Source organism: Halosolutus gelatinilyticus (genome assembly GCF_023028105.1).
GTDB classification, from domain to species: domain Archaea; phylum Halobacteriota; class Halobacteria; order Halobacteriales; family Natrialbaceae; genus Halosolutus; species Halosolutus gelatinilyticus.
The window spans coordinates 2135892-2159799 of the sequence record NZ_CP095491.1; the positions used below are offsets into that span (position 1 = coordinate 2135892).

General features: G+C 64.0%; 18 protein-coding genes and 1 pseudogene. 9 read left to right on the forward strand and 10 right to left on the reverse strand.

What is annotated here, in order from left to right:
• Window positions 1-32: 32 nt before the first annotated feature.
• Both MUH00_RS10470 and MUH00_RS10475 read left to right on the forward strand, forming a co-directional pair.
• A complete protein-coding gene (locus MUH00_RS10470; RefSeq protein WP_246998230.1) occupies window positions 33-1250 on the forward strand; it encodes an acyl-CoA dehydrogenase family protein in 1218 nt (405 codons plus the stop codon).
• A gap of 254 nt (window positions 1251-1504) precedes the next feature.
• A complete protein-coding gene (locus tag MUH00_RS10475) occupies window positions 1505-2266 on the forward strand; it encodes an IclR family transcriptional regulator (protein ID WP_246998232.1) in 762 nt (253 codons plus the stop codon).
• A 1102-nt stretch (window positions 2267-3368) separates the two neighbouring features.
• Here the strand turns inward: MUH00_RS10475 and MUH00_RS10480 are convergent.
• The 5 genes from MUH00_RS10480 to MUH00_RS10500 all read right to left on the reverse strand — a co-directional run bounded on the left by MUH00_RS10480 (window position 3369) and on the right by MUH00_RS10500 (window position 9229).
• Window positions 3369-4247, reverse strand: a complete 879-nt coding sequence (locus tag MUH00_RS10480; RefSeq protein WP_246998234.1) for a carbohydrate ABC transporter permease — start codon at window positions 4245-4247, stop codon at window positions 3369-3371.
• Entirely contained in the window at window positions 4247-5158 is a 912-nt protein-coding gene (locus MUH00_RS10485) for a carbohydrate ABC transporter permease (protein WP_246998236.1), read from the reverse strand. Before MUH00_RS10485 ends, MUH00_RS10480 begins: the two co-directional genes overlap by 1 nt.
• Window positions 5159-5218: 60 nt before the next feature.
• Window positions 5219-6523: a sugar ABC transporter substrate-binding protein gene (locus MUH00_RS10490; RefSeq protein WP_246998238.1), complete on the reverse strand. Its 1305-nt coding sequence runs from the start codon at window positions 6521-6523 to the stop codon at window positions 5219-5221.
• A gap of 138 nt (window positions 6524-6661) precedes the next feature.
• A complete protein-coding gene (melA, locus tag MUH00_RS10495) occupies window positions 6662-7969 on the reverse strand; it encodes an alpha-glucosidase/alpha-galactosidase (protein ID WP_246998240.1) in 1308 nt (435 codons plus the stop codon).
• A 126-nt stretch (window positions 7970-8095) separates the two neighbouring features.
• Window positions 8096-9229, reverse strand: a complete 1134-nt coding sequence (locus MUH00_RS10500; protein ID WP_246998242.1) for an ABC transporter ATP-binding protein — start codon at window positions 9227-9229, stop codon at window positions 8096-8098.
• Between the two features lie 336 nt (window positions 9230-9565).
• Here MUH00_RS10500 and MUH00_RS10505 point away from each other — a divergent pair, with 336 nt between their 5' ends.
• Window positions 9566-10354 (forward strand): IclR family transcriptional regulator, encoded by a 789-nt coding sequence (locus MUH00_RS10505; RefSeq protein ID WP_246998244.1) that lies wholly within the window; start codon window positions 9566-9568, stop codon window positions 10352-10354.
• 140 nt (window positions 10355-10494) lie between these two features.
• A complete protein-coding gene (locus tag MUH00_RS10510) occupies window positions 10495-11835 on the forward strand; it encodes a sulfatase family protein (protein ID WP_246998247.1) in 1341 nt (446 codons plus the stop codon).
• A 375-nt stretch (window positions 11836-12210) separates the two neighbouring features.
• Here the strand turns inward: MUH00_RS10510 and MUH00_RS10515 are convergent.
• The 3 genes and pseudogenes from MUH00_RS10515 to MUH00_RS10525 all read right to left on the reverse strand — a co-directional run.
• Window positions 12211-12876: pseudogene (locus tag MUH00_RS10515) on the reverse strand (IclR family transcriptional regulator); the annotation flags it as partial.
• 443 nt (window positions 12877-13319) lie between these two features.
• Window positions 13320-14078 carry an MBL fold metallo-hydrolase gene (locus MUH00_RS10520; protein ID WP_246998249.1) on the reverse strand — a complete coding sequence of 253 codons (759 nt, stop codon included), beginning with the start codon at window positions 14076-14078 and terminating at the stop codon, window positions 13320-13322.
• Window positions 14079-15003: 925 nt separating this feature from the next.
• Window positions 15004-15144, reverse strand: a complete 141-nt coding sequence (locus MUH00_RS10525) for a hypothetical protein (protein WP_246998251.1) — start codon at window positions 15142-15144, stop codon at window positions 15004-15006.
• Window positions 15145-15223: 79 nt separating this feature from the next.
• Here MUH00_RS10525 and rhcC point away from each other — a divergent pair, with 79 nt between their 5' ends.
• Together rhcC and MUH00_RS10535 are read left to right on the forward strand one after the other, a co-directional pair.
• Window positions 15224-16093: an L-rhamnono-1,4-lactonase gene (rhcC, locus tag MUH00_RS10530; protein WP_246998253.1), complete on the forward strand. Its 870-nt coding sequence runs from the start codon at window positions 15224-15226 to the stop codon at window positions 16091-16093.
• Between the two features lie 142 nt (window positions 16094-16235).
• Window positions 16236-17561: a GntP family permease gene (locus MUH00_RS10535; protein ID WP_246998255.1), complete on the forward strand. Its 1326-nt coding sequence runs from the start codon at window positions 16236-16238 to the stop codon at window positions 17559-17561.
• Window positions 17562-17646: 85 nt separating this feature from the next.
• Here the strand turns inward: MUH00_RS10535 and MUH00_RS10540 are convergent, their stop codons facing one another.
• Window positions 17647-19827 (reverse strand): LUD domain-containing protein, encoded by a 2181-nt coding sequence (locus MUH00_RS10540; protein ID WP_246998266.1) that lies wholly within the window; start codon window positions 19825-19827, stop codon window positions 17647-17649.
• 2 nt (window positions 19828-19829) lie between these two features.
• The gene (locus tag MUH00_RS10545; protein WP_246998275.1) at window positions 19830-20351 is read right to left on the reverse strand and encodes an LUD domain-containing protein; all 522 of its coding nucleotides are present in this window, start codon (window positions 20349-20351) and stop codon (window positions 19830-19832) included.
• 271 nt (window positions 20352-20622) lie between these two features.
• Here MUH00_RS10545 and MUH00_RS10550 point away from each other — a divergent pair, with 271 nt between their 5' ends.
• The 3 genes from MUH00_RS10550 (at window position 20623) to MUH00_RS10560 (ending at window position 23908) form a co-directional block, all read left to right on the forward strand.
• On the forward strand, window positions 20623-21954 hold the full coding sequence (locus tag MUH00_RS10550; protein ID WP_345780927.1) for an ABC transporter substrate-binding protein: 1332 nt from the start codon (window positions 20623-20625) through the stop codon (window positions 21952-21954).
• Between the two features lie 62 nt (window positions 21955-22016).
• The gene (locus MUH00_RS10555) at window positions 22017-22943 is read left to right on the forward strand and encodes a carbohydrate ABC transporter permease (protein ID WP_246998279.1); all 927 of its coding nucleotides are present in this window, start codon (window positions 22017-22019) and stop codon (window positions 22941-22943) included.
• On the forward strand, window positions 22943-23908 hold the full coding sequence (locus tag MUH00_RS10560) for a carbohydrate ABC transporter permease (RefSeq protein ID WP_246998280.1): 966 nt from the start codon (window positions 22943-22945) through the stop codon (window positions 23906-23908). The genes MUH00_RS10555 and MUH00_RS10560 overlap by 1 nt, the downstream gene beginning before the upstream one ends.

The window sequence follows — 23908 nt, forward strand, 5'->3', positions numbered from 1 at the left end:
TCTCTATAGCGCCATTTCCGTACTATTCTGGTATGCTGGATTTCGTTCGACTCGAAGCCGATCTCGACCAGGAAGAGCGGATGATCCGGGACACGGCCCGGGAGTTCGTCGACGAACACGTCAAACCGGATATCGGCGACCACTTCGAGGCGGGGACGTTCCCGACCGACCTCATCCCGAAGATGGGCGAACTGGGATTTTACGCGCCCAACCTCGAGGGGTACGGCTCGCCGAACGTCTCGGAAACCGCCTACGGCCTCCTGATGCAGGAACTCGAGGCGGGCGACTCCGGGCTGCGATCGATGGCCTCCGTCCAGGGCGCGCTCGTCATGTACCCGATCCGCGCCTACGGCAGCGAGGCCCAAAAGGAGGAGTGGCTCCCCAAACTCGGCGAGGGCGAGGCCGTCGGCTGTTTCGGACTCACCGAACCCGAGCACGGCTCGAACCCGTCGGCGATGGAGACCCGGGCCGAACGGGACTCCGCCGAGGAAACCTCGGCTGATCCCCGAGAACCGACGAACGCTTCTCGGGACGGCGACGGCTACGTGCTCAACGGCTCGAAGACCTGGATCACGAACTCGCCGATCGCCGACGTCGCCGTCGTCTGGGCGCGCGATCGCTCGGCCGAGAACGCTCCCGTCCGCGGCTTCCTGGTCGAGACCGACCGCGACGGCGTCTCGACGAACAAGATCACCGAGAAGCTCTCGCTGCGGGCCTCGATCACGGGCGAGATCGGGCTGAACGACGTCCGCGTCCCCGAGGAGAACGTCCTCCCGGGCGTCTCGGGCATGAAGGGACCGCTGTCCTGCCTGACCCAGGCCCGCTACGGCATCGCGTGGGGCGCCGTCGGCGCCGCCCGCGACGCCTTCGAGGAGGCCCGCCAGTACGCGAAAGATCGGGAACAGTTCGGCGGCCCGATCGCGCGGTTCCAGCTCCAGCAGGACAAACTCGCCGAGATGGCGACCCAGATCACCCTCGCCCAGTTGCTCGCCTACCGTCTCGCAGCGCTCAAGGAGCGCGGCGACATGCGCCCCCAACACGTCTCGATGGCGAAACGTAACAACGTCCGGATGGCCCGCGAGCAGTCCCGCGTCGCGCGGGAGATCCTCGGCGGCAACGGCATCACGACCGATTACTCGCCGATGCGCCACCTGGCGAACATGGAGACGGTCTACACCTACGAGGGCACTCACGACATCCACACGCTGGTCCTCGGCGAAGAGCTGACCGGCATCCCCGCTTACGAGTGAGGCGGCGTCCCGGCGGTCCGGATGACTCCGCTTCCCGCCGATCGACTCGCTAGCCGATCCTCGGCGGTCGATCCGCTCGCGTCAGGGTCGCGATCGCGGGAGAAACGACGTTCGTTTTGCTGCGTCGACCCGATCGACCGTATAGCGGAACGCCCGCCCGCCGATTCCCCGGATCGCCCGGTAGTATCCCGCATAATAACGCGGTCGTTTTACTATCCGGAACATTCATTGGACGAGGCGGGCAATGCAGTCCCATGACCACGGAGCGCGGTTCGGACGAAACCGGGGTGACGACGACCCGGAAGACGTTCGCGATACTGGAGACGCTCAAGGAGGAGGAGGGGCTCTCGATCGCGGAGATCACGCGCCGGACGTCCCTGACCAAGAGTACCGTCTACCGGCACCTGGCGACGCTGACCGACATGGGGTACGTCATCGAGCGCGACGGCGAGTACTACGTCGGCCTCAGGCTGCTCGAGATCGGCGAGACGACGCGAAACCGGAACGCGGGATACACGGCCGCGATGCGGAAGGTGTTCGAACTCGGGCAAGAAACCGACGAACGATCGCTCTTCCTCATCGAAGAGGAGTACGACGGCGTCTATCTTCACCGGTACGGGAACCTCTCGGACACCATGATCGGGAAGCGGCGCCCGCTGCACTCCTTGGCCTCCGGGAAGGTGATCCTCGCGGAGTGGGACGACGCGGAGGTCGATCGCTACATCGAGGTGAAGGGGCTCGAGAGGCACACGCAAAACACCATCACCGACCGGGACGCGCTCTTCGAGGAACTCGAACGGGTCCGCGAACAGGGGTACGCCGTCAACGACGAGGAGTACATGGAGGGACTCTTCGGGGTGGCCGTTCCGGTCCACACGCCGGACGACGAACTCCTCGGTGCGCTCGGCCTGTTCGGGCCGACGAGCCGGTTCAGAGACGAGTACGTACACGACGCCCTCGTCGACCGACTCCGGGACAAAGCCGGCGAGATCAAAGTGACGCTCGCGTACGGGTGAGCGGCGAATCCGCATCGCGAAACGCCTTCGTCCAGTTCCGCATCGAACGACCGCGATCGGCGCATTCGGGCGGCCGATCGTCCGGCGAATTTCGCTCCGTGAAACGGAACGGCGACCGCCGCTCGTCCCATCCATTTACACATGTACACGTGTAATAAATCGGTTCGCTAACCGAGCACCGGTGTCCGGTTTCCGGCCCGATCGGCATCCGGCAACCGGTCCACTGACGCGGTACGCTCGGTCGCCGAACACTCCCCCGGTCTCCGCGATCGCGCGATCCGTATGCCGGTCGCCGAGGGCGCTCCGCCTCCGGAGAGACGGCGATCGAGCGGTCACCCGGCTTGCCGGCACCGACGCCGGCGAGCGACCCGGCTCCGAACGCCCCTGATATTCCACAACACCGTCGCGAAATGGTCGATAACGTGGCATGATTCGTTGTGTTCGTCGCACGCTACCGGAACGAGCGTAAAGTGACTTTCCGGGCACTCACGGAATGTCCGTACAGACGATAGCACCCGATCGGAATAGTAGCATAGCGGATCGTCACGGATATTTCTAATAATTGATATTATCGGGATTCCGATCGGGATCGGCGAGCTCGGCACCGTCGTCGATACGTCCCGTCTTCCGGGGGATGTGACGCCGAACCGAGTTTCCGGGGTAGGGCCTTCTCATAGTCGATCGACGCCCGGAGGACTGCGTCTTCGAACAGGGTGCCCGATCGGGGACGCAACCTCGCTCTCCGGAATCGATTTGACGGACCTCGTCCGAAGAGGGTGACTCCAATATGTAACGAAAGTAAGGGCTGTACTGATAACGGAGATAAATACACTCAAATCGTCGTTCGGACGGCGGATCGGACATCGAAACTCGACGGACGTTCGCGATCCGGAGGGTCAAGGATCGATCTCCTCCGTTCACGATGTGTGAACAACACCCCAGCGATCCGAGGCGTGCTGGGTGGCCGGTCGATCGACTCCGATCACGGAGTCGCGACACTCAGTGGAATCTGATCGAACCGAGACGGAAACCTGCGGGAACGGCGATCCATCGAAACCGCGGCCTGCCGAAACGGCGGCTAGCGATTGGCGCGCCGCGGGGGTCAAAACCCCTTCCCGCCGGTGTTCGACATGCCCTCGACGAGCCACTGCCGCACGAGGGCGAACAGAACGACCACCGGCACCGCCGTCACGACGGCGGCCGCGGTGACCGCTCCCCAGTCGACCTGTTGCGCCGTCTGGAAGAGTTGCAGCCCAAGTGGCAGGGTTCTGGTATCCGTCGATTGGGAGAGGATCGACACGAACAGGTAGTCGTTCCACGAGCCGACGAAGGCGTAGAAGCCGGCCACGGCGATACCCGGCAGCGACAGCGGAACGAGGATCCGGTACATGATCTGCAGGTGGCCGCAGCCGTCCATCTTCGCGGCCTCGTCCAGCGCTTCGGGTATCGCGTCGAAGTACCCCTTCAGCAGCCAGACGACGAACGGCAAGACGCCGACGGCGTGAGCGAAGACGAGCCCCATCCTGGTGTCGACCAGGTTCATCCGGAACATGACGGTGAAAAACGGGATTAACACCAGCACCAGCGGCAGCATCTGGCTCGAGATGAGCCCCAGCACGACGTAATCCCGCCCCGGATAGTCGAATCGACTCACCGAGTACGCGGCCGGAATCCCGACGCCGAGCGTCAGCAGCGTCGTGGCGATCGCGATCAGCGTCGAGTTGAGGAAGTACGAGCGGAACGTCCCGTTTCCTAGCACGCGCGCGTAGTTCTCGGCCGTCAGGTGGGCCAGCGGCAGCAGGTCGAGTTCCCTGGCGCGCAGCATCTCGTCGGTGACGATCGACGACCTGACGAGCCAGAATATCGGGATCAGCAGGAATCCGTAGTACAGCACCAACGTCGCGTAGACGAACGCCGCGCGGCGGACGGTCATCCCATCGTCGAGGCGCGCTTCGAATCCGGTGACGAGTGTGCGTACCATCAGTCGAAGTCCTCCAGTTTCACGTAGACGACGGTGAACGTCATCATGATGATCAGCATGACCACGCCGATGCTGGCCGCGTAGCCGAGCGCGTACTGTTGGAACGCCTGCTTGTACACGTACGTCGGCAGCACTTCGGTCGTGCGCAGCGGCCCGCCGCCGGTCGAGAGCCAGACGAAGTCGAAGTTGTTGAACGTGTACAGCACGTGTAACACGATCATGATCATCGCCACGTACGAGATGTTCGGCAGGGTGATGTACCGGAACTGCTGGACCGCCGACGCGCCGTCCATCTTCGCCGCCTCATAGAGTTCGTTCGGGATCGACTGCATCGCGGCGAACAGCGCGATCGCGAAGAACGGGGCGTTCTTCCAGACGTGCATCAGGACGATCAGCGGCATAGCCCACGTCCTGTTCGAGAACCAGTAGTCCGTCGGGAGGCCGAGCTCCGCGAGGATCAGATTCACGAGGCCGTATCCCGGCTGGACGAGCCAGTTGAAGACGATGACGATCACGATGACCGGCAGAACCCAGGTGACCATCGTGATGCTCCGGAAGACGGCGATCCCCGGTACCTGCTGCTTGAGCAGCAGCGCTAACCCGAGCCCGAGCAGGAACTGCAGGGCGACCGAGACGCCGGTCAACACCGCGGAGTTCCAGAGCGCGGTCCAGAATACCCCGTCCCGGACCAGTGCCCGATAGTTCGCCAGCAAGACGAACTCCCGAATCTCCGGCCGCAGGAACGATCGCGCCTGAAAGCTCGTCAGGATCCCGTCGAGGATCGGGTACAGGATGATGACGCCCATCAGCAACGCGGCGGGAAGCAACAGTCCCCAGCCGAGCCACGTCTCCGTCGAGAGGGAGACGAACTGTTTCCGGTACGCCGAGAGTCGATCCGTACTCGTAGCCATGACGATCACCCGGTCGATTCCGCGTTCGTGTGCGCTGTGGCGGTGTCGCGTCTCATCTGTTCACTCCGCTTCGGGGTCGAGGTTGACGTCGGCCTCCCGGAGCACCGCCTCCAGGTCGGCGGCGGCCTCCGCGGGCGTCTGTTCGTCGAAGATGACGTTCTCGATCGCGTCGTAGATCGCCTCTCGGACCTCTCCCCAGGCGATCTGCGCCGGTGCGACGCCGTTCTCGAACGCCTCGGTGAAGGCCGTGAAGTCCTCGTTGTCGATCGACGACTCGACGTCCTCGTGGACGGGAGTCGCGGTCGCGCCCGAGTCGATTTCGGACAGTCGCTCGAGCGCCTCCGGACTCGAGAAGGCCGATGCAACCGCCATCCCGCTGTCGAGATCGTTGGAGTGGGCGTTGAGCATGAGGGGTTTGACCTCCATGTACGTCGCGTCGGACGCGTCCGCGTGTTTCGGCAGCAGCGAGATCGCCGTGTTCTCGTCGAGCATCTCCTCCTGTTGGTCCGTGTCGCGGAAGCCGTCGATCCACGGCCCGCAGTGGATCATCGCGTGTTCGCCTTCGGTGAAGCCGACGTCGTTCGTCTCCCAGCCGGCGCTCTGGTAGGAGTCGCCGGCCGCCGGCGAGTCGCCGTGGAACAGCCTGTAGTAGATGTCTCCGAGAACGGCTTCGAAGGCGCCGGCGTCGGCCTGGAGGGCCCAGCCGTCGCCGTCCCAGTCGTACAGGGGGCCGTCGGTGTGCTGATAGACGTGCGAGAGGAATTCCTGGGTGACGCGAACTTCGCCCCGCTCGGTCGTCAGGTGGAAGCCGTTCATGTCGTCGTGATCCTCGTTGATCGTCCCGGCGAGTTCCATGAACTCGCCGATCTCCGACGGCGGCCCCTCTTCATAGCCGTACTCCGCGAGGATGTCCTTGTTGTAGACGAGCGCGCGGCCGTTCCCGGTGTAGGGGAGGGCCCAGAGTTCGTCCTGGAACCGGAATGCGTCGAGTGCGCTGTCGAGAAACCCGTCGAAGTGCGGCACTTTGTCGGTCCGATCGGTCAGCGGTTCGACGATCTCGGCCGCCACGTAGTCGCCGGGGTGTTCGATCACGCCCTCGATCACGTCCGGCGTTCCCTGACGGCCGCCGGTCAGCACGTTCTGTCGCAGGTCGCTGTAGGCGTAGCCGGTAATCTCCAGCTCGCGGTCGGTTTCGGACTCGACCGTCTCCGCGAGCCACTCGTTCAGGTCCCGATAATTCTCGCCGTCCCCTTCGACCCACCAGAACGTCAACTGGTCGTCGCTGCCGCCGAGGCAGCCGGCGATCGAGGCCGCCGCCGCTGCACCGCTGGCTTTCAGAAGGTCCCGCTTGCTAATCTCTCTCATCGCTATACTCGCTACATCCGGAACGACCATGATAAAGGTTTCTATCCCCTTGTTCGGTGCGATCGACGCCGACGCTGTGGCTCGGCGGGCCGGACCGCCGACGCGGAGCCGCCGGACGATCGGGCGTCGACCGGGAACTCAGCGAAGCGCCGGGATGTACGCCTCGTTGGCGGCGATGAGTTCTTCGGTCATCTCGTGGATCGTATCGAGATCGAGTTCGGCCGCCGTCAGCGGATCGAGTTTCACCGCCCGGTGGACCGCTTCGCGATCGCCCTCGAGCGCCCCCTCGACCGCGAGGCGCTGGACGTTCACGTTCGTCCGGTTGAGCGCGGCCAGCTGGGGCGGAAGCTTCCCGATCGAGCACGGACGGATTCCGGTGCCGTCGACCAGACACGGGACCTCGACGCAGGCGTCGGTCTCCAGGTTCCGGATGTGGCCGGCGTCGTTTCGGACGTTCAGGTTGAGCCGGCGCGGCGTGCCCGTCTCGATCGAGTGGATCAGCCGGGAGGCGTACTCCTCGGAGCGCTCGATCGAGACGTCGTCGGGATCGACGTCGGCGAGCGCGTCGTCCCGCTCTTCCGATCGCTCCTTCCACCCCTCGAGGTACGTCGCGGTCGGCATCCGCTCGGCGAAGTTCGCGCCGCTCAGCTCCTCGATCAGCACCGGATCCGTGCGGAAGTACGGGTGGTACTCCGAGTTGTGGTGGCTCGACTCGGTGACGAAGGCGCCGAAGTGCTCCAGGAGTTCGAACCGAACGGTGTCCTTCCGGTAGGTCTCGTCGTCCCGCATCGCGTCCCTGAGCAGCGGATAGACGTCCTGTTCGCGCCACTCGCACTCGAGGAACCAGGCCATGTGGTTGATCCCGGCGACCCAGTAGTCAAGTTCCGATCGGGGGACGTCGACGTACTCGGCGATCGCCTCCGCGGTGTGGGGAACGCTGTGACAGAGGCCGACGATATCGACGTCCGTAGCCTCGTCGACGGCCCAGCAGACGATCGCCATCGGGTTCGTGTAGTTCAACAACAGCGCGTCGGGACACACCTCCTCCATGTCCCGCGCGAGCTCCAGCATCGTCGGGACCGTCCGGAGCCCCCGGAAGATGCCGCCCGGCCCCAGCGTGTCCCCGATCGCCTGTTCGACGCCGTAGCGCTCCGGGATGCGGATCTCGTTCTCGAACGGCTCCGTCCCGCCGACGTTGATCATGTTGAGCACGTAGTCGGCGCCGTCGAGAGCCTCCCGACGGTCCGTCGTGGGCTCGATCGTCGCGTCGACCCGCCCGTTCTCGACCATCGCCTCGGCTACCTCCGTCGTCCGGGCGAGTCGGCGCTCGTCGATGTCCATCAGCGCGATCGTACTGTCCGCGAGAGCTTCGAACGAGAGGATGTCCCCGACGAGATTCTTCGCGAAGACCATACTTCCTGCTCCGATGAACGCAATCTTCGGCATACAACTGACTATGCCCGATCTCGGTTATAAAATTACCGGGGTGCGGGAGGGAAACTAACAGCGGAGATCTCTCTGGCGGGCCGATCGCGTTCGGAGCGATTCGTCGGCCGATCGAACCGGACCCGGCTACGCTGGCACGTCCACCGAGTGTTCGCCGGCGTCGAGGCTCGCGTTCTTGACGGCGTCGCCGGTGTCGCCGTCGAAGAGGTGGACGTCCTTCTCGGGGAACGCGACGTGGATCTCCCGACCGGGGCCCCAGTTCGGCGTGCCGTTGACGGCCGCGGTGTAGGATTCGCCACCGATGTCGACGTGGACGTGGGCGACGTCGCCCAGCGGTTCCACGACGTTGACGGTCGCGTCGATCGCCCCGGGCGTCCCGTCCCCCACGATCTCGATGTCTTCGGGTCGGATCCCGAGTACGTACTCGGTTCCGTCCGTTCCCAGCGCCTCGGCCGTCTCCGCCGAGGGCTCGTAGGTGAATTCGTCGTGAACGAGCGTTCCGTTCCGGATGGTCACGTCCAGAAAGTTCATGCTCGGCGAGCCGATGAATCCGGCGACGAACTCGTTGGCGGGCGTGTGATAACACTCCAGGGGCGTCCCGATCTGCTGGAGTTCGCCGTCGTTCAGGATCGCGATCCGATCGCCCATCGTCATCGCCTCCGTCTGATCGTGCGTGACGTAGATCGTCGTCACGCCGAAGTCGTTCTGGAGGTTCTGCAGTTCCGTGCGCATCTGGTCCCGGAGCTTCGCGTCCAGGTTCGAGAGCGGTTCGTCCATGAGGAAGACCTCCGGATCGCGGACGATCGCCCGGCCGAGCGCGACCCGCTGTTGCTGGCCGCCGGAGAGCTCGCCCGGCTTCTGGTCGAGATTTCGCTCGATCCCCGTCATCTCGGCGACGTTCTCGACGCGCTCGGCGATCTCGTCGTCGGGGAGCTCGGTCGTCATCTTCAGCCCGAAGCTCATGTTCTCGCGGGCGGTCATGTGCGGGTACAGCGCGTAGCTCTGGAACACCATCGCCATGTCCCGGTCTTTCGGTTTCGCGCGAGTGACGTCCTCGTCGTCGAGGCGGATCTCCCCGCCTGTCGGCGATTCAAGCCCGGCGATACACCGAAGCGTCGTCGACTTGCCGCACCCCGACGGCCCGACGAGCACGAGAAACTCGCCGTCCTCGATCGTGAAATCGAGGTCATCGACGGCGACGAGGGCGTCCCCGCCGGCGTCGAATACCTTTCTGAGGTCTCGAACTTCTATGCGACCCATGTGAACAGGCGTCGAGTCCGTCCGTATTAAGCGTTTGGTACCTCCGTTCGCTCCCGCGATCGACCCGCCGGGGTCCGCGTTTCCCTTGCTTCCGTCGCGTCGATCCGCGACGCCTGCAGCCGCCCCGCCGCGCCGTTCACGTGTCGTGAACAGCATCGGCACGGCCGTCCCGCGTGGTCTCACCGCGCGTCCGACGCTCTGCGGGACGGATGGGTGAGTTGCGCTCACACGGGCGCGAGCGCCCGCTCCGTTTCCGCTCGCCGCTGTCGCCCGTCGTCCGCCCGGAGTTCACGATGTATGAACAATTATTTGTGTACAGCCGACGTTTCCGGTCGTATGACGACCACGGACATTTCCGCGGCGGACGACGGCGGGCCCACCGCGAAAACGACGGTCACGAGCTTTCGGCTCATCGAGGCACTGAAGGACCGCGACGGGGCGGGTGTGACCGAACTCGCCGACGACCTCGACCTCGCGAAGGGGACGGTCCACAAGCACCTCAATACGCTCCGACGGCTCGATTACGTCGTCAAAGACGGCCGCTCGTACCGATTGAGCGTGAGTTTCCTGGGCCTCGGAACGAGCGCCCGGGCCCGACTCCCGATCTACGAGGTCGCGGAACGGCCGCTGGAGGACCTCGCGGCGGCGACCGGAGAGGTCGCGAGTCTCATGGTCCCGGAACACGGGTACGGTATCTACATCGGCCGGGAGAGCACCGGCGAGCAGTCGGACGTCGACGCGAAGGAGGGGGATCGCCTCCCGCTGCACGCGACCGCGGGCGGGAAGGCCATCCTCTCGTACACGCCGCCAGCGGACCGGGAGGCCATCGTCGAGTACCGCGGGCTCCCGAAACTAACCGAGAACACCATCACCGACCGCGACGCGCTCGAAGACGAACTCCAGCTCACGCGCGATCGCCGGATGGCCTACGACCGGGGCGAGCACCGGGAGGACCGCCACTGCATCGCCTGTCCCATCACGGACCGAGATGAACGGGCGATCGCCGCGGTCACCGTCTCCGGCCCGGCCACCAGGATGAAAGAGAAGGACGCGAGCACCGACTTTGCGAGCATCGTCGGGAGCACGATCAACTCGATCCAGAACGCGCTCAACGACGGCTACTGAGCGCATCTCGTTTACGATCGTACCTCTGTAAACGTATTTGTGCGCCGGAGCGCGGCCAGGTCGTTCACGCATCGTGAACGATCGGCGGCGGCCGGTCTTGAACGCACATATAAGTCGATCGAGGTACTGTCGAATGATAAATGGACGATCACGAACGCCCCAACGTCGTCGCGGTGCTGACCGATCAGCAGCGGTGGGACACGGTCGGCGCGTACGGGTGTCCGCTCGATCTCACTCCGACGATCGATCGACTCGCGGTGCGAGGCGTCGCCCTGAAACAGGCGATAACGCCGCAACCGCTGTGCGGGCCGTTCCGTGCGACGTTCCAGAGCGGGAAGTACCCGACCGAGGTCGACTCCTGGCGCAACGCGATGCCGGTCCCGACCGACGAACTGCGCCTCTCCCGGCGATTTAAGGACGCCGGCTACGACGCCGGGTTCGTGGGAAACTGGCACGCCGCCGGAACGTTCGACAAGCCCGTCCCCCCGGAGCGCCGCGGCGGCTACGAGGACTTCTGGATCGCGGCGGACGTCCCGGAGTTCACGTCCTACCCCGAGGAGGGCACCCTGTTCGACGCGGACGGCGATCCGGTTGAGTTCGACCAGTATCGCGCGGACGCGTTCACCGAGTACGCGCGCGAAGCCGTCGAGACGCTGTCGGAACCGTTCTTCCTCGTGATCTCGTACGTCGAACCGCACAATCAAAACGACATGTGGACGTTCGTCGCGCCGGACGGATACGCGGAGCGGCACGAAAAAACGCCGTACGTCCCGGGGGATCTGCAGAACCGACCCGGCGATTGGTACGGGGAACTGCCGGATTACTACGGAATGGTCGAGCGGATCGACGAGTGTGTCGACGATCTGCTCGGCGCGCTGTCGGAGCGCGGCGTCCGCGATCGGACGGTCGTCGCGTACGCGTCCGATCACGGGTGTCACTTCCGGACGCGGCCGGGCGAGTACAAACGGTCCCCCCACGAATCCGCCGTCCGGGTTCCCGCGATCCTCTCGGGGCCGGGTTTCGACGGCGGGACCGACGTCGAGCGCGCGACGAGCCTCGTTGACCTCCCGCCGACTCTCCTCGACGCGGCGGGGATCGACGCCCCGGACGAGATGCACGGCGAGAGCCTCCTGCCGGTCGTTCGACGGGACGTTCCCGACGAGGACGGCGAGGCGTTCGTCCAGATCAGCGAGTCGCAGGTCGGACGGGCGCTCCGAACCGATCGCTGGAAGTACGCCGTCGCGGCGCCGTCGCCGACCGGCTGGCGCGGGGGCAGCGCCGAGAAGTCGAGCGAGGTCTACGTCGAACGCTACCTCTACGACCTCGAGCGCGATCCGCACGAACGGGTTAACCTCGTCGGTCGACCGGACTTTCGAACCGTCGCGGACGACCTCCGCGATCGGTTGCTGGCGCACGTCGAGCGGATCGAGGGCGAGTCCCCCGACGTCAAGCCGTACGAGAACGGATACAGCGCGTTTTGACGCTCTCAAACGCTCCCCGCCGATCCGACTTGCGCTCCGCTCTCGCACCAGTCGCCGTACGACGAATCCTATTACACCAGCACTGGTGTAAATGGCCGCGTTCGTCCCGTCGAGGGACGAGCCGTCTCTCGAGATCGCTTCGCGTGCTCGTTTCGACGCCCCGCCGAACGCGGATCGATCCGATTCCCACGAGCGTCGCGATCGCACTGGAACGATTCCCGGCCGTTTACGAGTCGCAAACACTGGCCGATCAGGAGAACTTCGTGTTGATCTCGATGACGTTCGCGGATCGCATCGCCCGCTCGGGGGAGGTACTCGCGCTTGCCGATCGCCGGTCATACGACTCGACGGCCCGGAGATGCTCACCGCTCCGAGAACCTCGTGTTTGCCGGCTTTCACGGGCGCGGCGACGCACCGAAGCCCCTCGATCTTCTCCTCGTCGTCGAACGCGTACCCGCGTTCGCGGATCGCCTCCAGCTCCTCGAAGAGGGGTTCGCGAGCGGTGATCGTCTTGTCCGTGTACGCGGGAAGTCCGTGTTCGTCGATGATCTCCTCGACCCGCTCTCGGGGGTAGTGAGCGAGGATCGCCTTGCCCAGCGAGATGCAGTGGCGGTACTCGCGCTTGCCGATCGACGAGGCCGTCTGCACCGCGCGGTCGACGCCTTTCTTGTACAGGTAGACCGCGCGGCCGTGTTCTTCGGTCACAAACTGCACGAGCTCGTCGCACTCCGCGGCCAGGTCGTCCAGTTCGCTGGTGCCGATGTCGTGGATTCCGAGGCGGTCCTTGACGCCCTCGCCGAGCTCCAGGTACCGAAGCCCGAGCGTGTACTGGTCGCCGTCTTTGACGACGTACTCGGTTTCGATGAGCGTGGCGAGGTGGCAGTGGATGGTTCCTTTCGACCAGTCGAGTTCGGTCGCGATCTCGGTGAGCCGGGCGCCGTTGTTCTCGTGAAGGAAGTCGATGATATCGAGCGTGGTCGCCACGGCCTGAATCGTTCGGGGGATTCCGTTCCGGCCATACTTTCCGATGCGCCCCGCCACAAAATTGTTTGCATCTCTCAAGCGATGCGCGGGTTTGCGAGCTTCAAACGATCCCGGCGATCGGTCCCCGGATATTCGAGTCTCGCCGCCGACCGGACGTCAGTTGTCGTAGTTCGAGTCCTGCCAGTCGATGAGGTCATCCCACATACCGTCGCGCTGTTTGGCTAATTCGACGTTGCTCTCGTCGACGACCGCAACCCCGGTGGTGAAGTCCTTCATCGGGATTCCACGCTCCATGTACATCCACGCCAGTTGCGTCGGGAAGTAGCCCTGGCTGTATCCGTCCTGACCGGTCGAGAAGTCGAGGTAACCGCGCTCGATCGCTTACGGGCGTGTGGTTGTAATCGCCTCCGAAGGACGATCGGTTATCCGGTCCACTCGTTTACGACGATCAAACGGCGGTGCAGGATCGATCGTCCTGTAACACCGAGACCGCAGCGGTCCTAGAACCCGCCTTCGTCGAGGACTACCGGGATCCCCCGCTTGGCGACGTCGGCGGCGAACGCCGCGGAGTCCGATTCGAGGTCGCCGAAAGTGTTGTAGTGGATCGGGAGGACGGCCTCCGCGTCGAGCGCCTCGGCGAGGTCGGCGGCGTCGTGACGATCCATCGTGAAGTTCGTCGCGATCGACGGGAGGAACACGGAGACGTCGAAGTCGTAGTGGTCGTCGATCACGTCGGAGTCGCCGGGCCAGAAGCAGGGGACGCCGTCGATCGTCACGACGAACCCGCACCCGAGTCCCTCGGGATGGAGCGGCTCTCCGTCGGTGGCGTTCTTCCCGTCCGGGTGGTTGAACGCCCGCGTCACCTCGATCTCGACGCCGTCGATCGCCAGCTCGTCGCCGTACGCGACGCGGCGGACGTCGTACGGAAGGGATTCCGGGTCGCGGACGTCGCGCCCGCTGTTCTCGCGGACGCCCTCGGCCGAGACGCCCTCGTAGACGACGATCGTCGCGTCCTCCCCGGCGACGCGTTCGATCCCGTCATCGTCGTAGTGGTGATCGTGCGTTACGACGACGATATCGCCGTCCTGCGCGTCGTAAGGCCCGCCGGACGGGTGCTCCCGATCGCCGTACTCGCGCTCCCACTCGCCGGTGAGGACGCCGTACCGACCGGGATCGGTGTAGACGATCGCGTCGTCGCCCGCGAGTCGCGCCGTTGCGTAGCCGAGCCACCGGACGGAGAGTCCGTCGAGTCGTACCATATCTTGCCTCTCACGTCGCGGGGTAAAAGAAGCTTCCCTTCGTGAGAACGGACGCGTCGCGACTTCGATCGCCGAACCCCTGTCGCGGCTTCCGGCGGGCGCTTGTACGTTCTCTTCGAGCGGTGCCACACCGCGACCAGGTACGGCACGGCCACGCGCTCGACGAACGTGGCAACGTCGGCCGCTCCCTCGGCACGTTCACCGCCCTCCGAGCGGGTAGAACGCCCGCCGAGCGAGTAGAATCGAAGGCCGAGTGATTTTCGGTCGTTCGTGTCGATCGACGGATCGCGGGTCCGTTGGTACGAGCGTCGCTGACGATACGCAACCCAGGTAATAACGACTGAGATAACGCGAGCCGAGTAGTTACGCTCATACGGTTGTAAAAAGTCTCGAACGGGACACATTACGATCGGGCAGCGTATCCTGCTCTGTTCCGCGCCGGGGATAGAACTCCGAGAAATGGGGCGTGTTCGGGGCACAGACGATCGCATCAGTTAGTGACGGTGATCCGTACGCGCCGCGTTATCCGTCATCGCCGGAAACAGGTCGAGACGGGCTGCACGCCGGGATCAGCCGTGCGATCGGATACGCGGCGGAAATCCTGGCGCCGCTCGGTTTGCGTAGTGGATCGAGCCACCGCGCGAACGGCTTGATCGCGCACGGCCGATTCGCCGTCCGGAGGCCTCCTGTCGCCCGTTGAACGGGCGAATCGATCGTCGCGATCGAATCCGACAATGCCGGATACGGCGTTCCGATTCCTGCCGATGTAGTTACTACCTGCGACGGATCAGTAATACAAAAGCGCGATGGCGTTCGGATATTGGTCTGCCGACGATTTTCACGAGCGATATCGTGGAGAACGAGCGTCGAAGTCGCGGAGTCTGCAGAGCTCACCCCGAGGCGACGGGGAGTAGTTCTTCCGGCATCACCGGAAATCAGTTTTACCGCCGGACGACGGCGGTTTCGCGATCGTTCCGGTCACCGACAGCGTCCCCTTCTCGTGTTCGTCGCGGTACGCCGCTCGCTGTCCGTCCTCGATCCGAAGGTAAAACGCGATTCGCTTCATACGGACCCCGGTTCGGCGAGGCCGGGATTAGTTCTTTTGTCGGGAAGGTTTACTACGATGACCACACAACTGTCTTCGTATGCTCGATACTCATACCCACGCGTGGGGCGCGGCAAGCGAAGAGCACCCCTGGGTCAACGGACCGATACTGGACCTCGTCGACGGCTTCGACGTCCACGCGGTCTACACGGCCGATCGACTGCTGGCGGACATGGATCGGAACGGCATCGACGAGGCGGTCGTCGTCGGCTACCCGATCTGCGACTGGACGGACAACTGGTACACGCTGCGAGCCGCCGAGGAGTCCGACCGACTGTACGGGATCGTGATGCTCGACCCGTTCGCCGACGACGCGGCCGATCAGCTTCGTCGCTGCATGGACGTTGACGGAATCCTCGGCTTCCGACTCGGAGCGGCCTGTCCGTCCGATCGAATGTGGGAAACGTTCGATCCGAGCGTCACCTGGCTCCGTGAGGCCGTCGAAGAGACGGAGTTCTGGGAAACGGCCGTCGAGATGGACGCCGTCGTCCAGATTCTCTGCGACCACAGCCAGCTGGATCAGGTCCTCGAACTCGTTGAACGGTATCCCGAACTCACGTACCTGTTCGATCACTTCGCCCACGCGGGTCCGGGGACGCCGACGGACGAGGGGACGTTCGCACAGTTCGCCGAGCTAGCGGAGTACGACACCGTCGCAGTGAAGGTCTCGGAGATCCCCCACATGTCCGAGACGACGTTCCCCTACGAGGACATGCACGACCACGTCAGGTGGTTCCTCGAAACGTTCGGGCGCGAACGCGTCATCTGGGGCTCGGACTACCCGAACGTCAGCGACGTCGCGAGCTACGCCGAGGCCTATAACTGGCTCCGTCAGGTCGAATCGCTGTCGGACAACGATCGCGCCTGGCTGACGGAAAAGTCGTTCCGGCGCCACGTCGGCTTGGACTAACGAAGCCCGTTCGAGCCGGCTATCTGCCGTGTTCTCCGGCTATCGGAGCCACATCGTCGAGTAGTCGGACTCCACGATCGGCTGAGACCGCCACCGACATATGCAAACGTTTATTATAAACGTGCTTGACTTTCGTTCTGTCATGGTCGGAGCAACCGTGCTAGCCGCGAATATCGGCATAGCCGTCGGAATAGTGCTACTGCTAATCATCGCGCTCGATATTAACCCCGCCGTCTCGTTGATAGTGGGCGCGTTGTACATGGGTATCGGATCTGGACTGGGACTCAACGAGACGGTCGCGAGTATCGGCGAGGGATTCGGCGATCTCATGCAGGGGATCGGCATTCCGATTATCTTCGGAATCATGATCGGAATGTTGCTGGCGCGGTGCGGTGGTGCCACGCAAATTGCGACCACGCTTACCGACGCGGTGCCAGTGCGGTACGTCCCATACGCGCTCGGGTTGGCCGGTGCGATCGTCGCAGTTCCGGTGTTCTTCGACGTTGCGTTCTTGGTATTGATACCGATGGTGATCGCCCTCTGGCAGGAGACGGACCTCTCCTATCCGGTCGTCATCGGTTCGCTCGTCATCGGAGCGGCCGGAGCGCATACGTTCGTTCCGCCGACGCCGAATCCGCTCGCCGCCCCGGAACTGCTCGAATTCGGACTCGGTGAGATGATGGTCGCCGGACTCTTGGTCGGGTTCCCCGCGGTCACGCTCTCGATAGCCATCTACATCCGCATCGTGGACCGACTCTGGGACAGTGCGGACGATCTCGCAGAAATCCCGTTCGAAGAGGCCGACGAGGAGCGGACCGATCGTCCTTCGTTCGCCGCGTCGTTGCTTCCGATCGCGACGCCGATCTTCCTCATCCTCTTGCAAACCACGACGGAGGCCGTTACCGGCGAACCGAACGTCTACCTCGATTTCCTCGGGAGTCGCATCATCGCGCTGCTCGCCGGCCTGGTGATCGCCATCGGTGTATACGCACGAACTGTCGGCCGGGACGACCTCTCGGACGCGTTCTCCGACGCGACTCGACCCGCCGGGCTCGTGCTGACGATCACCGGCGCTGGCGGTGCCTTCGGGTACGTCATTCAGGAGACCGAAGCGGCGGATGCGCTCGTGGACCTCATCGGTGTCAGCGGTGACGGTGTCGTCATCGTACTGCTGGCCTTCGTGATCGGGCTTATCATGCGCGTCTCGCAGGGCTCGGGGACAGTAGCGGGGATAACAGCGATGACGATCATGGGCGGCGTCGAGACGACTGTGGCTGGGTCTGCGATCGCGATGGCGTCGCTATCGGGCGGAATGAGTATCGGCCATATCAACGACAGCGGGTTCTGGGTCGTGACCGAACTATCGGGCCTCGAAGTGACCGGCGGACTGAAGACCTACACGCTGAGCGAGGCGATTCTCTCCGTGTTCGGCCTCGTCGGAGCGATCGGAATCGCCATCATCATGTAGCTTCCTCCAGCGGCTGTCCGCAATCCGGACGAAGAGGCGATATCACTGCAAGACTGCGGGACAGAGCGGAACGTAAGCGGTGCCCTCACGTGATCAGCAGTTCGACCGGATGGCGAGGCTGGCGCTCCAGGAGCGCGTCGATCTGCTCCAGGCAGGAGGTCCCGCTCGCGACGACCGGCTGTTCGCGAACGCCGTCGGTCTGGAACTGCTCGCGGAGGCGATCGCCCACGTCCATGCTCAGTTCGTAGTACTCGGACTTGTAGCCGAAGCTCCCCGCCATCCCGCAACACTCGACGTCGGACGTAGCCACGTCGTAACCGCACTCCTCGAGGACGGCGACGGTGTACGGTTCCAGGCCGAGCGTTCGCTGTTGACAGTGGCTGTGGTAGGCGACCGCGCCGTCCTCGGTCGCGGCGAGCGCCGACGCGTCGGCGCCGTTCTCGAGGAGCCCGTACACGTACTCCAGTATCTCGTAGCTGTTCTCGGCGAGTTCGGCGAACGCCGCCCCGTCCAGGAGCTTCTCGTACTCGCGTTGGAACATCGCGTAGTCGCTCGGCTCGATCACGACGATATCGCGGCCGTCCTCGATGTGGGGAGCGAGCGCCTCGGTGACTCGCCCGGCGTGGTCCGTCGCCGTCGCGACCATTCCCTGGGAGAGCGGCGCCCGGCCGCTGGACGGCACCGGCGGGACGACGACGTCGACGCCGAGTGCCTCGAGCACCCTGACGGCGGCCTTCCCGCGGTCGACCTGCACGTGGTTCGTGTAGAGGTCCGGGTAGAGGACGGCCCGCCGCTCGGGATCGGCGACCGTCGACTCGCGATCGGCGAACCAGTCGACGAGCGTCTCGCGCTCGAAGGCCGGCAGGTCGCGGCGGGGATCGATCTCGAGGAACCGCGCCATGAACTGTCGGGAGACGGTCGTGTCGGCCAGCCAGTTCGACACCGGTGCCGTCGCGCTGCCGAGCTTCGCCACCGTTTCGAAGTTGCCGAAGAAGCGCTTCTGAAGCGGCGCGCCCTCGTCCTCCTCGTCGGGGCTCAGTCCGTCGACGAGCCAGTCGGCGGGCGCATCCTTCTCGCGGTTGATGCGGTCCCGGACGACCGTGTTGATCCAGGGAATGTCGATCCCCACTGGACAGGCGTTCACGCAGCGCGTACAGCCCGTACAGAGGTCGTTGAATTCTGCGGCGACGTCCAGCCCCTCGATCCCCGCTTCCCAACCGGTCGCGATACCGCCGGAGTAGGTCTCGCCGCCGAAGGCGTGGCCGCCGACGCTCTGGAAGTTCGCACACGAGTTCGAACAGGCCGAACATCGAATGCAGTACAGCGTCTCCCGAAGGTGGTCGTCCTCCCGCATCTCCGTGCGGCCGTTGTCGACGAGTACCAGGTGGAACTCGCGATCGCTCTCGAACTCGGAGATGGGAGTCGTGTCGTCCTCGAAGTCGACGACCGGCGTTTCCACCGGCGGCGTCAACAGCGAGACGTACGAGGTGATGTCCTGACCCGTCCCCGATCGGCCGATGAGTTCGACGAACGATTGGAGGTCCGCGACGGTCGGGACGACTTTCTCGACGCCCGCGACGGTGATCTGGGTGTCCGTCGCGGCCACGGACTTGCGGGCGTTGCCCTCGCTGGTGACCAACGCCATCGTTCCCGTCTCGGCCGCGATGAAGTTCGCGCCGGTCAGTCCGACCTCCGCGTCGACGATCCGCTCGCCGAGCGTCTCGCGGGCGAAGCGGGTCAACTCTTCGGCGGTCTCCAGCGGCTCGTCGGGATCGAAACGCTCGTTGAACAGCGCCGCGATCGCGTCGCGGGACTTGTGAATGGCCGGCGCGACGATGTGCGACGGCGCCTCGTCGGCGACCTGCAACACCCACTCGCCGAGGTCGGTCTCGACGACGTCGACGCCGGCTCCCTCGAGCGCCGCGTTGACCTCGAGTTCCTCGCTGGTCATCGATTTGCTCTTGACGACCCGGTTTGCGTTCCGATCGGCGACGACCGATCGAACGTAGTCGTTGGCGTCGGCGGCGTCGTCGGCGAGGTACACCGTCCCGCCGTTTTCCTCGACGGCCGTCGTCAACTGCTCGAGCAGCTCCGGGAGCCGTTCGATGGCGTCTTCCTTGATCGCTCGCGCCTCGCGTTTCAATTCCTCGTAGTCCTCGAGGTCGGCGACCGACGCGTATCGTCCGTCGTTGAACGCCTGCGTATTAGTCGCGACGGCTGCGCCTTCGGTCCGAATCAGTTCCCGGAGTTCGTCCGCCGTCGCCATCGTTACGCGCCCTCCTCCAGCACGAGCACGCGGACGTCTCGCGGCCCGTGCGCGCCTCTGACGAGGGCGCCCATATCCGCGGTCGCACTCGGACCGGTCGCGATTATCGCGCTCCCGCGGGTCCGTCCGATTTCGTCGTCGAGCGCGTCGACGGCGGTTTTCATCTCGGAGACGATGTCGGATTCGCGGACGACCGCCACGTGACGATCGACGAACAGGCTCACCAGTTCGCTGCCCCGGTCAGTCATTCGGAGCACCAGCGAGCCGTACTCGCCGATGCCCAGTCGGGCTCCCGTCACGCCGGTCGTCGCCTCGCGCAGCGATGCGGGCGTCGGATCGATCTCGACGGTCGTCTGGGCAAGTGAGAGGGACGGATCGTCGAACGTATCGGAGAGCGAGACGCCGACCGCGGGTTGTGCGACGAGCTCGTCGATCCGTTCGTCCAGCGACGACGCGTCCGTGCGGGTCACCGGAATACCCAGGTCGTCGAGCGACGACGCGAAGGTTGAAATCGTGGCTGCCATCGGTACGCAAACGCTGGTTCTCCACCGTCATTTAGCTTTGGTTAGTACGGGCCGCGGTCGCGACGATGCGGATCGGATTCTCGATTTTCGATTCCCTTCGGCTACTCGTACTGCGATTCAGTTCGCACATCCATAGTGTGAAATCATCGTGTGTGATACCGGCACATTTATCATATAGGACACTACATGCTTGTAACAGCGCACCATGACAGACAACAGTACGGCCTCCGGGCTGAACAGGCGCAACTATCTCGCCGGACTCGGCATGGCGATGGCCGCTGGTCTCGCCGGCTGTACAGGGGGTGGCAACGGGTCGAACGGTCTCGACTTCTGGCTATTCGGCGGCACGCCGGCCGAGCGGGAGTACATCAGCAGCCACTACAGCAACTACGACGGGGGTATCAACTACCAGCACCAGGAGTGGGGGCAGAAGTACCAGATCATCGCCTCGGCTGCGGCGAACGACAACCTCCCGGACGTCATGGCCGGTCAGGCCATCGAGATTCCCGACTACGTCGGGGCCGATGCCATCGAACCGCTGGACGGCGACGGGTTCGAAGATCGGCTCACCGAGATCAACGAAATCTTCGTCGACGCCAACATCGACGCGCTTCGCTACTCCGACCTCGGCGACTACGACGGCGAGCGGCAGTACGCGCTTCCCGGCGGGTACGCCGATATGGGGCCGTTTGTCGACATTCGAACGGACTACATGGAGCAAACCAGCTTCGACGAGCCCCCGCGAACGTGGTCGGAACTCGTCCAATTGGCCGAGGAGATGCAGGAACTCGACGAGATCGATGCGGCCGTGACGACCTCCGGAAACGATCAGGGCCTGACGGCGGGATACTTTATCGGCTTCGTGTACGCAAACGGCGGTCGATACTACGATCCCGACTCGCTCGAGGCGACCATCGACGAGCAGGGGTTCGTCGACGCCGTCAAACTCTACGAGGAACTCGCGAGCAACGACTTGTTCCCGGGTTCTATCGCCGAGAACGACCACATCAAAGCGGGTCGGCGGCTGATCAATGGCAGTTCGGGGATCTTCATTACGTACTCGCACGCGAACGCAGTCATGGAGACGATCGACGCCCCGGACGAGTGGTACGACGGGGAAGGCCACACCGTTACGCGCGCGCCGCTGCCCGAGGAGCCGTCCGGGAGCTTCGAGCCGCGCGATCTCCTGATCCAGAACGCGCAGGCGTTCATGCTGGCACGCGGGACCGACGGCGACGACGAGTATAAATCCGCGCTCGAGTACCTCGAGTGGTGGAACAGCGAGGACCAGCTCGCGCCGTGGACCGGCTCCCCCGACACCGACGTCGGCATTCGCGGTCGGGTGCCGACGCTCCAGAGCGCGTTCGACGATCCGCCGGAACTCATGGAGACGGAGTTCGGCGATCTGGTAACGCTGTACGAGGAGGACAACCTGTTCACCAACACCGCACGGTTCCCGTCGTTCCCCGGGCTCGCATCGGTGCAGAGTATCATCAACCGAAACGTGCTCCAGCCGGTGATGCTCGGCGAAGCGACCGCCGAAGAGGCCTGTAGCGACGCAAACGAACAGGTCCAGGGGGTCATCGACGACGAACTCGCCTGAGCCGGGATGGTGGAACGAGTGACCAGTACGACGCTACACCGAATGACCACAGTGACCCTCGCATGAGTTACGCAGACCAGACCCGATCGGCGTACGGAAACATGATCAATCGCGTTCCGGAGTCGGTCAGGGTGTACCTTCCGATCGTCCCGGTGATGGTGCTCGTCGGGGTGTTCATCCTCTACCCGATCACACAGGCGATTTACTCGAGCTTTTTCAGCAAGAGTCTCCTCTCACCGGACGATGCGGAGTTCGTCGGAGCGGCCAACTATCTGGAGATCTGGACGAACCCGGATATCCATCAGGTCCTCTGGAACACGTTCATCTGGGTGACTGTCGGCAGTATCGCCGCGATCATCTTCGGGTTCGTTCTCGGGTGGCTCCTCTACGAGAAGCTGCCGTACACGAGCGTCGCCAGCGCCATCGTGTTGATCCCGTGGGTGCTCCCCCGGGTCGTCGGGGCGTCGATCTGGCAGTTCATGTTCGGCGGCGACCAAGGCATCATCAACGAACTCCTCGTCCAGCTCGGCATCATCGACGAATATCTCGTGATGCTCGGCTCGGGAGAACTCTCGCTGTGGCCGCCGATCGTCGGGATGATCTGGCGGCTCGCGCCGCTTTTTGCCCTGTTGACGCTCACGTCGTTGCAGGGAATCGACGAGCACCTGTACGAGGCCGCACGGATGGACGGTGCAACGCCGTGGGAGCAGTTTCGGCACATCACGCTTCCGCTGATGAAGTACAACCTCGCCATCGGGTTCCTGCTGATGTTGATCTACAACATTCGGAACTTCTCGATGGTGTGGGTGATGACGGAAGGCGGCCCGGGCGTCTCCAGCAGTACGCTTCCGGTGATGATCTACCGGACGGCGTTCGTCGACTTCAACGTCGGTCTCGCATCGGCGCTGTCGGTACTTCTGTTCGTCGTCCTGCTGGTGTTCTCGTACTACTACATCAAGGTCTACGACAAACTCCAGGGTGAATTCTAATGGCAACGGACAACACCGATCCGACGGCAGAGTTCCGGAAAAACCAGTCGTGGCTCTTCGATACGACCGCGGGGGCCTACCTCCGGAAGACGGTTGTCGGTCTGGTCTCGATCATCGCCTTCCTGTACATCCTCTTTCCGCTGTACTGGATGGCCGTCACGGCGTTCAAGACGACCAGAGAGATCCAGCAGACGCCGCCGACGCTGTTCCCCGAGTCCCCTTCGTTCGAGGGGTTCCGTCAGGTCATCGAATCGTCGCTGCAGACGGGCGGCTACGCCGGCGTCGTCGAGAGCATTTTCGGGATCACCGTCTCGTCCGCGATCAACCTCGACGTCTTGGGGATCGTCTTCAACAGCCTGAAAGTCTCGATCGGCGCGGGGCTGATCGCCGTCGTTCTGGGAACGATCGCGTCCTACGTCCTCTCTCGACGCGACTTCCGCGGGAAGAACGCGTTGATGAGCATCCTCCTGGCGTCGCTGATGTTCCCCGGGACCGCGATCATGGTCCCCGAGTGGGAACTGATCAATACCCTCAATCTCTATAACACCCACACCTCGCTGATCTTCATCTACGGGGCGATGACGGCGCCGTTCGTCGTCTGGCTCATGAAGGGATTCTTCGACGAGTTCCCGGATTCGATCATCGAGGCCTCTCGCATCGACCAGTGTTCGTCCGTCGAGACGTTCTGGTACGTCATCGTCCCTATGGCGCGTAACTCCCTCATCGCGTCGTTCATCTTCGCCTTCCTGCTGGCGTGGAACGAACTGGTGTTCGCGCTGACGCTGCTAGATAACCAGAACTACACCGTTCCGCCGGGCCTGCTCACCTTCGTGCAGGGGTTCAACACGCAGTGGAACGTGGTCGCCGCGGCGTCGATCATCGTCTCTATCCCGGTATTGCTCGGACTGGCCTACATCCAGCGGTACTTCGTGCAGGGGCTGACCGGCGGCGCGATCAAAGGGTAA

Coding starts and splice junctions, on each gene's coding strand:
- MUH00_RS10470 (WP_246998230.1), top strand. CDS start 33: ATGCTGGATTTCGTTCGACTCGAAGCCGATCTCGACCAGGAAGAGCGG.
- MUH00_RS10475 (WP_246998232.1), top strand. CDS start 1,505: ATGACCACGGAGCGCGGTTCGGACGAAACCGGGGTGACGACGACCCGG.
- MUH00_RS10480 (WP_246998234.1), bottom strand. CDS start 4,247: ATGGTACGCACACTCGTCACCGGATTCGAAGCGCGCCTCGACGATGGG.
- MUH00_RS10485 (WP_246998236.1), bottom strand. CDS start 5,158: ATGGCTACGAGTACGGATCGACTCTCGGCGTACCGGAAACAGTTCGTC.
- MUH00_RS10490 (WP_246998238.1), bottom strand. CDS start 6,523: ATGAGAGAGATTAGCAAGCGGGACCTTCTGAAAGCCAGCGGTGCAGCG.
- melA (WP_246998240.1), bottom strand. CDS start 7,969: ATGCCGAAGATTGCGTTCATCGGAGCAGGAAGTATGGTCTTCGCGAAG.
- MUH00_RS10500 (WP_246998242.1), bottom strand. CDS start 9,229: ATGGGTCGCATAGAAGTTCGAGACCTCAGAAAGGTATTCGACGCCGGC.
- MUH00_RS10505 (WP_246998244.1), top strand. CDS start 9,566: ATGACGACCACGGACATTTCCGCGGCGGACGACGGCGGGCCCACCGCG.
- MUH00_RS10510 (WP_246998247.1), top strand. CDS start 10,495: ATGGACGATCACGAACGCCCCAACGTCGTCGCGGTGCTGACCGATCAG.
- MUH00_RS10520 (WP_246998249.1), bottom strand. CDS start 14,078: ATGGTACGACTCGACGGACTCTCCGTCCGGTGGCTCGGCTACGCAACG.
- MUH00_RS10525 (WP_246998251.1), bottom strand. CDS start 15,144: ATGAAGCGAATCGCGTTTTACCTTCGGATCGAGGACGGACAGCGAGCG.
- rhcC (WP_246998253.1), top strand. CDS start 15,224: ATGCTCGATACTCATACCCACGCGTGGGGCGCGGCAAGCGAAGAGCAC.
- MUH00_RS10535 (WP_246998255.1), top strand. CDS start 16,236: ATGGTCGGAGCAACCGTGCTAGCCGCGAATATCGGCATAGCCGTCGGA.
- MUH00_RS10540 (WP_246998266.1), bottom strand. CDS start 19,827: ATGGCGACGGCGGACGAACTCCGGGAACTGATTCGGACCGAAGGCGCA.
- MUH00_RS10545 (WP_246998275.1), bottom strand. CDS start 20,351: ATGGCAGCCACGATTTCAACCTTCGCGTCGTCGCTCGACGACCTGGGT.
- MUH00_RS10550 (WP_345780927.1), top strand. CDS start 20,623: ATGGCCGCTGGTCTCGCCGGCTGTACAGGGGGTGGCAACGGGTCGAAC.
- MUH00_RS10555 (WP_246998279.1), top strand. CDS start 22,017: ATGAGTTACGCAGACCAGACCCGATCGGCGTACGGAAACATGATCAAT.
- MUH00_RS10560 (WP_246998280.1), top strand. CDS start 22,943: ATGGCAACGGACAACACCGATCCGACGGCAGAGTTCCGGAAAAACCAG.